Origin of the sequence: Streptomyces sp. NPDC050732 (genome assembly GCF_040654255.1) — a bacterium.
In the GTDB taxonomy this organism is placed as follows: Bacteria; Actinomycetota; Actinomycetes; order Streptomycetales; family Streptomycetaceae; genus Streptomyces.
On sequence record NZ_JBFAHP010000007.1, the window covers coordinates 238,136 to 247,158 of the forward strand.

7 protein-coding genes are annotated in these 9,023 nt (G+C 72.2%); 4 read left to right on the top strand and 3 right to left on the bottom strand.

Going from position 1 to position 9,023, the window contains the following annotated elements; translation table 11 throughout:
* Positions 1-219 precede the first annotated feature (219 nt).
* The 4 genes from AB0H82_RS09060 to AB0H82_RS09075 all read left to right on the top strand — a co-directional run bounded on the left by AB0H82_RS09060 (position 220) and on the right by AB0H82_RS09075 (position 4,277).
* A complete protein-coding gene (locus AB0H82_RS09060) occupies positions 220-1,101 on the top strand; it encodes an NAD(P)-binding domain-containing protein (RefSeq protein ID WP_362990409.1) in 882 nt (293 codons plus the stop codon).
* Between the two features lie 41 nt (positions 1,102-1,142).
* Positions 1,143-1,535, top strand: a complete 393-nt coding sequence (locus AB0H82_RS09065; protein ID WP_062774186.1) for a MerR family transcriptional regulator — start codon at positions 1,143-1,145, stop codon at positions 1,533-1,535.
* Positions 1,532-1,882: a thioredoxin domain-containing protein gene (locus AB0H82_RS09070; RefSeq protein WP_362990411.1), complete on the top strand. Its 351-nt coding sequence runs from the start codon at positions 1,532-1,534 to the stop codon at positions 1,880-1,882. The genes AB0H82_RS09065 and AB0H82_RS09070 overlap by 4 nt, the downstream gene beginning before the upstream one ends.
* Before the next feature lie 160 nt (positions 1,883-2,042).
* Positions 2,043-4,277: a helicase gene (locus tag AB0H82_RS09075; protein ID WP_362990413.1), complete on the top strand. Its 2,235-nt coding sequence runs from the start codon at positions 2,043-2,045 to the stop codon at positions 4,275-4,277.
* A gap of 22 nt (positions 4,278-4,299) precedes the next feature.
* On the opposite strand, the gene glgB is transcribed toward AB0H82_RS09075, so the two are convergent.
* The 3 genes from glgB to AB0H82_RS09090 form a co-directional block, all read right to left on the bottom strand.
* Positions 4,300-6,696 carry a 1,4-alpha-glucan branching enzyme gene (gene glgB, locus AB0H82_RS09080; RefSeq protein ID WP_362990415.1) on the bottom strand — a complete coding sequence of 799 codons (2,397 nt, stop codon included), beginning with the start codon at positions 6,694-6,696 and terminating at the stop codon, positions 4,300-4,302.
* A 26-nt stretch (positions 6,697-6,722) separates the two neighbouring features.
* Positions 6,723-8,159 carry a maltokinase gene (locus AB0H82_RS09085; RefSeq protein ID WP_362990417.1) on the bottom strand — a complete coding sequence of 479 codons (1,437 nt, stop codon included), beginning with the start codon at positions 8,157-8,159 and terminating at the stop codon, positions 6,723-6,725.
* A 141-nt stretch (positions 8,160-8,300) separates the two neighbouring features.
* The coding region (locus AB0H82_RS09090) for an alpha-glucosidase C-terminal domain-containing protein (protein ID WP_362990419.1) at positions 8,301-9,023 on the bottom strand (723 nt) is incomplete at its 5' end.

A 9,023-nucleotide genomic window follows, 5' to 3' on the forward strand; every position in this document is an offset into this window, starting at 1 on the left:
GTTGTGGTCGCGGCGCGCGTCAATGGCTGTGGTGCGTCAACTTCCCGAAGACGTACCCGGCCCCGCGGGCCGAGGCGGCCGGCGGCGGGACGGCATGGCGCCGACGGACGAGACGCTGAAGGGTGAGTCGCTGAAGGGCGAGCCGCTTACCTTTCGGTGAGTACCTGACTAATTAGTCGGTACTTGTGGGGCGTTGGCGCCCCGTCAACGATGGTGGGCATGACCAGCCACCCCCTCCCTTCCGTCGCCGTCCTCGGGCTCGGCTCCATGGGCCAGGCCCTCGCCGGCGCCTTCCTCGGCGCCGGCCACCCCACCACCATCTGGAACCGCTCCGACGGCAAGGGCGACGGCCTCGTCGCCCGGGGCGCCGTCCGCGCCGCCACCCCCGGGCAGGCGGTCCGCGCCGCCGAGGTGGTCGTCGTCTGCGTCGTCGACTACGACGCCGCGCGGGCCGTCCTCGACCGGGCCGCCGACGACCTGCCCGGCCGCCTCCTCGTGAACCTCACCTCCGACACCCCGGAGCGCGCCCGCGAGGCCGCAGCGTGGGCCGAGGCGCTCGGCGTCGACTATCTCGACGGCGCGGTCATGGTTCCCGTGCCGATGATCGGCACACCGGAGGCGCTGATCTTCCACAGCGGCACGCGATCCGCGTACGAGGCGTACGAGCCGACGCTCAAGGCCCTGGGCGGGCAGACCGCGTATGTCGGCGAGGACCACGGGCTCGCGGCCGTCCACGACCTCTCCGTCCTGGACTTCTTCTGGACGGCGATGCACGGCCTGGTGCACGGCTTCGCCCTCGCGGCCTCGGAGGGCGTGCCGGCGGCGGCCGCCGCCCCCTACATGAAGACTCTCGCCGCCCTCCTCACGAGCGTCGTCGACGGCACGGCGGCGGAGGTGGACTCGGGCAAGTACCCGGGCGACCTGGACAACCTCACCGTGGAGGCGGCGAACGTGCGGCACATCGTGCGCGCCGCCGAGCACCGCGGCCTGGACGCGGCCGCTCTGCGCGGCGTCCTCACGGCGGCCGGCAGGTCGATCGACCTCGGGCACGGCGCCGACACCTGGTCCTCCATCGTCGAGGGAATCCGCAATCCCGCCTGAGTCCTGGCCTTGACGCCCACGTCAAGGATTACGGTCGGGGCATGCGAATCGGCGAGCTCGCGGCGCGCGCGGGGACGACCACGCGGACGCTGCGCTACTACGAGTCCCGCGGGCTGCTGCCCGCGCGGCGCACCGGCAACGGCTACCGGACGTACGACGAGGACGATGTGCGGCTCCTGGAGCAGATCAGGACCTTGCAGGACTTCGGGTTCGATCTGGAGGAGACCAGGCCGTTCGTGGAGTGTCTGCGCTCCGGCCACCCGGAGGGGGACTCCTGCCCGGCGTCGCTCGCCGTGTACCGCCGCAAGCTCACCGAACTCGACGCGTTGATCGGCGAGTTGAACGCGGTGCGGGAGCAGGTGGGGGCGCAGCTCGTACGCGCAGAGGCGGCGCTCGAAGGCGGCCCCGAGCCGCGGTGCGAACTGACCGGATGAGGAGAGTGGTGGCAGTGCGGGCAGCAGGTGTGGCCGAGGTGACGGACGCGGACTTCGAGGGGGAGGTGCTGCGGGAGGCGGACCGGCCGGTGCTGGTGGAGTTCACGGCGGACTGGTGCGGGCCGTGCCGGCAGCTGGCGCCGGTGCTGAGCGAGATCGCGCGGGAGGAGGCGGACCGCATCAAGGTCCTTCAGCTGGACGTGGACCGGAGCCCCGCGACCGCGATCGCGTACAAGGTGCTCTCGGCGCCGACCATGATCGTGTTCCGTGGCGGTGAGCCCGTGCTGCAGATGGTGGGCGCGCGGGCCAAGCGGAAACTCCTCGCCGAGCTGGCCGACGTGCTCTGAGGGGAAGCGGCTGCGGCGGTGCAAGAGATAAGCCCCGGACGAATTGACGTCCGGGGCTTATCTCTGCGTATATTGGATTCTTTCGCGAAGCTCTTGCCATTTGTGCATGACGACTTCACGAGAAGCTTTATACGAGCACTGTAACTGGCGAGGGGCTGAATTGTCAACCGAGGAATTGCGAGAAGAGCAGCAATTCGTCTCCGGGCTGTACGCACGCCTGGACGCGCTGCGCGAGGAGGCCGAGACCGCCGTGCAGGCTTCGTTGTCGCAGGTGGGCACCGGTCTCCAGGCGCGTCTGGAGCGTGACGTGCTGGTGGCGGAGCAGTCCGGGCTGCTCGCCGCCTTCGACGCGGGGGAGAACGGGCTCTGCTTCGGGCGGCTCGAATTCCGGGACGGCCGCGACCATCACATCGGGCGTATCGGAATCCGCGCGTCCGACACCGAACGCACCCCGCTCGTGATCGATTGGCGTGCCGATGTCGCGCGCCCCTTCTATCTCGCGACGGGTCACACCCCGATGGGACTGCGCAGGCGCAGGCACATCACCACCGAGGGCCGCGAGGTCACGGATCTGCACGACGAGATCCTGGATCTCAGCGACACCACCCGCACCGGCCACGAGAGCGCCGACGCCGACGAGGTGCTCCTCGCCGCACTCGACTCCGCCCGCACCGGCCGCATGCACGACATCGTGCAGACCATCCAGGCCGAGCAGGACCGCATCATCCGCGCCCCCCACCGCGGCGTCCTCGTCGTCGAGGGCGGCCCGGGCACGGGCAAGACGGTCGTGGCGCTGCACCGTGCCGCGTTCCTGCTCTACGCCCATCGGGAGCTGCTCGCCAAGCGGGCCGTGCTGATCGTCGGCCCGAACCCGGCGTTCCTCGGCTACATCGGCGAGGTGCTGCCCGCGCTCGGTGAGACCGGCGTGCTCCTCTCGACGGTCGGTGAGCTGTTCCCCGGCGTGACCGCGACCGGCACGGACAGCCCCGAGGCGGCCGAGGTGAAGGGCCGCGCGGAGATGGCGGACGTGCTCGCCGCGGCCGTACGGGACCGGCAGCGGACCCCCGAGCCCGGCGAGCCGCTGGTCATCGCGCACGACGACGGCGACCTGATCCTGGACTGGACGATCGCCGACCAGGCGCGCGAGGCGGCCCGCGCCGCGGACGTGCCGCACAACCTCGGCCGCCCGCACTTCGCGTTCCGCATCATCGACGAGCTGACCGCGCAGCTCGCCGAGCGCATCGGCCACGACCCGTACGGCGGGCCGAACTTCCTGGGCCCCGACGACATCGCCCAGCTCGGCAAGGGCATCGCGGCCAGCGCCGAGGTGCACGCCGCCATCGAGGAGCTGTGGCCCACGCTCACCCCGCAGCGCTTCCTCGCCGACTACCTGGAGGAGCCGACCGGCCTGGCCGAGGAGGACGCGAAGGCGATCCGCCGTCCGTACGGGTCGGCCTGGACGCCCGCCGACGTCTCGCTGCTCGACGAGGCCGCCGAACTGCTCGGGCACGACGACAGCGCCGAGCGGGCCGCGGCCGAGGCCGAGCGGGCCAAGCAGATCGCGTACGCGCAGGGCGTCCTCGACGTCTCGCGCGCCTCCCGCACGTACGAGTTCGAGGACAAGGACGAGGACGACGCCGAGGTCCTGCTCGCGCACAACATCATCGACGCGGAGCGGATGGCCGAGCGCCAGGAGGAGGCCGACCACCGCAGCGCCGCCGAGCGCGCGGCCGCCGACCGCACCTGGGCGTTCGGGCACATCATCGTCGACGAGGCGCAGGAGCTCTCCGCGATGGCCTGGCGGCTGCTCATGCGGCGCTGCCCGACCCGCTCCATGACGCTCGTCGGCGACCCTGCGCAGACCGCGGAGGCGGGCGGTTGCGGCTCGTGGGAGAGCATCCTCGCGCCGTACGTCGAGGACCGCTGGGAGTACACCCGGCTCGGCGTCAACTACCGTACCCCCGTGGAGATCATGGAGGTGGCGGCCGAGGTGCCCCGCGTCGACCAGCCGGACTTCCGGCCGCCGAGCTCCGTGCGGTCCACGGGCGTACATCCCTGGGCGCGCCGGACGGACGACCTCGCCGCCGCCGTGGCCGACGCGGTGGCCACCGAGGTGCGGGACGCGGGCCGCCTCGCGGTGATCGCCCCGCGCGACCTCCACGCGGAGCTCGCCGCACGGCTGCCCGGGGTGACGGCCGGGCAGGCACCGGACCTGACGCGGCCGGTCGTCCTCATCGACCCGCGGCAGGCGAAGGGCCTGGAGTTCGACACGGTCCTGGTCGTCGAGCCCGCGCGGTACGGCACGAGCGACCTCTACGTGGCCCTGACCCGGGCCACGCAGCGCCTCGGCGTGCTCTTCACCGAGGAGCTGCCCGTGGCGCTCAAGGGGCTCTGAAGGAGCTCTGTAGGGGAGCGGGTCACACCGGCCGCAGCCACACCGTGGCCAGCGGCGGCAGTGTCAGGCGCAGGGACACGGGGCGGCCGTGGGACGGCACGGGGTCCGGCTTGAGGGGGTCGGGGCTGATGACGCCCCCGCCGCCGAAGCGGGCCTCGTCCGTGTTCAGGACCTCCTGCCAGGCGCCGAACCCGTCCGGCACGCCAAGCCGGTAGGCGTGCCGCACGACGGGCGAGAAGTGGGAGACGGCGAGGAGCGGGGTGCCGTCCCCGTCCTCCGCCGGATACCGCAGGAAGGCGAAGACATTGTCCTCGGCGGCGTCGCCGTCCACCCAGGCGAAGCCCCCGGGGTCCGTGTCGCGCTGCCACAGGGCGCCCTCGCGGCGGTAGACGGTGTTCAGCTCGCGGACGAGGTCGCGCACGCCCCGGTGGTCGGGTTCGGCGCCGTACGCCGGGTCGAGCAGCCACCAGTCCGGGCCGTGGGTCTCCGACCACTCGGCGCCCTGCGCGAACTCCTGCCCCATGAAGAGGAGTTGCTTGCCGGGGTGGGCCCACATGAAGCCCAGATAGGCGCGCAGGTTGGCGCGCTGCTGCCACCAGTCGCCCGGCATCTTCGACACCAACGACCGCTTGCCGTGGACGACTTCGTCGTGCGATATGGGCAGGACGTAGTTCTCGCTGTAGGCGTACACCATCGAGAACGTCATTTCGTTGTGGTGGTACTTGCGGTGCACCGGCTCCTTGGAGACGTAGTCCAGGGAGTCGTGCATCCAGCCCATGTTCCACTTCAGGCCGAAGCCGAGGCCGCCGAAGCCGCCGGGGCCCTGGTGGTGCGTGGCCCGCGTCACGCCGTCCCAGGCCGTGGACTCCTCGGCGACGGTGACGACGCCGGGGCAGCGGCGGTAGACGGTGGCGTTCATCTCCTGGAGGAAGGCGACGGCGTCGAGGTTCTCGCGGCCACCGTGCGCGTTCGGCGTCCACTCGCCCTCCTCGCGCGAGTAGTCGAGGTAGAGCATCGAGGCCACCGCGTCGACCCGCAGCCCGTCGATGTGGAACTCCTCGCACCAGTAACTGGCGTTCGCCACCAGGAAGTTGCGGACCTCCTTGCGGCCGTAGTCGAACTCCAGGGTGCCCCAGTCGGGGTGCGCGGCCCTGGCCGGGTCCTCGTACTCGTACAGCGGCCGGCCGTCGAATTCGGCGAGCGCCCAGTCGTCCCGCGGGAAGTGCGCGGGCACCCAGTCCATCAGGACGCCGATCCCGGCCCGGTGCAGCGCGTCGACCAGGAACTTGAAGTCGTCGGGCGTGCCGAGGCGGGCGGTCGGCGCATAGAAGCCCGTGACCTGGTAGCCCCAGGAGCCGCCGAAGGGGTGCTCGGCCACGGGCATCAGCTCGACGTGCGTGAAGCCCAGGTCCGCGACGTACGCGGGCAACTGCTCAGCCAGCTGACGGTAGGTCAAGCCCGGCCGCCAGGAGGCGAGATGCACCTCGTAGACCGAGAAGGGCGCCTCGTGGGCCGGTGCGATCGTGCGGCGCGCCAGCCACTCCTGGTCGTGCCACTCGTGATGTGACTCGTGCACGACGGAGGAGTTGGCGGGCGGCGCCTCCGTGCGGCGCGCGAGCGGGTCGGCGCGCAGAGTCTTGGAGCCGTCGGGCCGGGTGATCTCGAACTTGTACAGCTCGCCCTCGCCGACGGACGGCGCGAACAGCTCCCAGACGCCGGTGCCGCCGAGCGAACGCATCGGGAAGCCGGTGCCGTCCCAGAAGTTGAAGCCGCCGACGACCCGCACGCCCCGTGCGTTGGGCGCCCACACAGTGAACCGGGTGCCGGTCGCGCCCTGGTGGATCATCGGCCGCGCGCCGAGAGCGGTCCACAGCTGTTCGTGGCGCCCCTCGCCGATCAGGTGCAGATCGAACTCACCGAGCGAGGGCAGGAAGGAGTACGCGTCATGTATCTCCAACTCCGTGTCCTCATACGTGACATGGAGCCGGTAGCCGTCCGGCACGGCCCGCAGCGGAAGGACCGCGGAGAAGAAGCCGTCGCCGTCGTCGCGCAGCTCGGCGCGGAGGTCCTCGGCGACCACGGCGACCGCCTTGGCGTACGGGCGCAGCGCCCGGAAGGCGATCCCGCCGGGCACGGGGTGGGCGCCGAGGACGCCGTGCGGGTCGTGGTGCGTACCGCTCAGGAGCCGGTCCCGGTCGCTCGCGGAGACGGGCGATTCGGTGACGGGCGGCGGCACCGCGTCGGGTGCGGTCACCGCCCTGGACGCCCCCTCGGCCCCGGCCTCCGGCCGCGCCTCGGGACCGGCCGTCGCTCCGCCGCCCTTCGCCGGTGCCTTCGCCGCCGCCTTCCTGGCGCCTTTGCTGCTCCTGGTGCTCTTCGCGTGCTTGTCGTCGGACGGTTTGCGGGGGCGCGGGGTCACGGGAGAGGCCTCCTCCGGAGGAGTGGTCAGTGGGCGTCGTCGGCGGGGCCGTCCTGGGCGAGGCGCTGGACCGCGGCCAGCGGGACCGGCAGCCAGTCGGGGCGGTGACGGGCCTCGTAGAGGACTTCGTAGACCGCCTTGTCGGTCTCGTGGGCGCGGAGCAGCACGGGGTCCGTGCGGGGGTCGCGGCCCGAGACCTCCGCGTATCCCGTGCAGTACGCGGCCCGGCACTCGTCGGCCCACTCGGGGTCCCAGGTGCCGTGGGAGGCCGCGTAGTCGAAGGAGCGCAGCATGCCCGCCACGTCGCGGACCGGCGGCTGCGGCAGACGGCGCTCGGCGAGCGGCCGCGCGGGCTCGCCCTCGAAGTCTATGAGCGACCACTCGCCGGCGGGGGAGCGCAGGCACTGCCCCAGGTGCAGGTCGCCGTGGACGCGCTGGGCCGTCCACTGCTGGCCCTCACCGCCCAGGTCGGCGAGCGCCTCGAAGGCGGTGAGCAGCCCCGGGGCGTAGGGGCGCAGCGCGGGGACGGCCTGCGCGGCCGCGGTGAGCCGCTCGGCCATGGCGTCCGCCGCCGCCTCCACCTGCGCGCGGCCCAGGGTGACGGTGGGCAGCGCGACCGCGAGCGCCGCGTGCACCTCCGCCGTGGCGCGGCCGAGGGCCCGCGCCTCACCGGTGAAGGTCTCGCCCTTGGCGCGCATCCGCAGGGCCAGCTCCCAGCCGTCCTCGGCGCCGGCGAGGTACGGCTGGAGCACCCCGAGGCCGCAGCGGTCGGCGTCGTCGGCGCCGGCCGACAGGTCGGCGAGGAACCACGCGGCGGGCGCGGGCACCCGTGCGCAGCCCTGCCGGGCGAGGTGCAGCGGCACCTCCAGGTCGGGGTTGACGCCGGGCAGCACGCGGCGGAACAGCTTGAGGATGAACGTATCTCCATAGATGAGCGAGGAGTTGGACTGCTCGGTGGTGAGCAGCCGGGGGACGAGCCCGGAGGGGATCTCGGCGCTCATGTCGCGCTCGAAGCGGAGCACGCCGTGCCGGCCCGGCATGCGCAGCCGCTCCAGGAGCAGCTCGGTGAGGTGCCGGTCGTGCAGCGCCTCGTACACCGTGGCTCCGGCGAGGGGGCCCTCGGTGACGTGGCCGATGAGGGCGGGCGCCAGGTGCGGCGGCAGGGTGCGGCGCACGCCGAGCAGTACCTGGTAGCAGTCGGTGGGCCGTTCGGCACCGACGCCGTCGAGCGCGGCGCCCTGGGCGGGAATGATCGGCTGGCGGACCCGCAGAAGGAGGTGGAGCAGGCCCGACGGTGAGCCGTGGGGCAGGAGTTCGGTCGCCGTCACCGCCTCCAGGGCGCTGATGGGCCGCCCCTTCCCGGCGAACCACCGCTGCCGGGGCAGCCACTCGCGCAGCAGCGGGTCGAGCGAGGCGAGCAGCGCGGTGGCGTGTGCGGTGGGGCGGATGGCGGCTTCCGACATGGCGTCGCGTCCTTTCCGCGTCGCGGACGAGGCAGGGTGCGGGAGTGCCGGTGGTGCGGAGGGAGAGTGCCGGTTGTTGCGTAGGAGTGCCCAGGGCGGGGCGGCGGAAACCGCCCCGCGAGGGCGTCGCGCTGCCGGAGCCTACGCCGGTTCCTTGCGCAACCGGAACCAGTAGAACCCGTGTCCCGCCAGTGTCAGCAGGTACGGCAGCTCACCGATGGCCGGAAAGCGCACCCCGCCGATCAGCTCCACGGGATGGCGCCCGCTGAACGCCTGCAGATCGAGTTCGGTGGGCTGTGCGAAACGCGAGAAGTTGTGCACGCACAGCACGAGGTCGTCCCCGTCGTCGCCGGTCGGCGGGGCTTCCCGCAGGAAGGCGAGGACCGCCGGGTTGGTCGAGGGGAGCTCGGTGTAGGAGCCGAGTCCGAACGCCGGGTTCTGCTTGCGGATCTCGATCATGCGCCGCGTCCAGTGGAGCAGGGAGGACGGGGAGGACATGGAGGCCTCGACGTTGGTGACCTGGTAGCCGTAGACGGGGTCCATGATCGTGGGGAGGTAGAGGCGCCCGGGGTCGCAGGAGGAGAACCCGGCGTTGCGGTCCGGGGTCCACTGCATCGGAGTGCGGACCGCGTCGCGGTCGCCGAGCCAGATGTTGTCGCCCATGCCGATCTCGTCGCCGTAGTAGAGGATCGGCGAGCCGGGCAGGGAGAGCAGCAGGGCGGTGAAGAGCTCGATCTGGTTGCGGTCGTTGTCCAGGAGGGGGGCGAGACGGCGGCGGATGCCGATGTTGGCGCGCATGCGGGGGTCTTTGGCGTATTCCGCGTACATGTAGTCGCGTTCTTCGTCGGTGACCATTTCGAGGGT

Excerpts from the sequence above, each read along its gene's own strand:
- AB0H82_RS09065 (WP_062774186.1), top strand. The coding sequence starts at position 1,143 with ATGCGAATCGGCGAGCTCGCGGCGCGCGCGGGGACGACCACGCGGACG.
- AB0H82_RS09085 (WP_362990417.1), bottom strand. The coding sequence starts at position 8,159 with ATGTCGGAAGCCGCCATCCGCCCCACCGCACACGCCACCGCGCTGCTC.
- AB0H82_RS09060 (WP_362990409.1), top strand. The coding sequence starts at position 220 with ATGACCAGCCACCCCCTCCCTTCCGTCGCCGTCCTCGGGCTCGGCTCC.
- AB0H82_RS09070 (WP_362990411.1), top strand. The coding sequence starts at position 1,532 with ATGAGGAGAGTGGTGGCAGTGCGGGCAGCAGGTGTGGCCGAGGTGACG.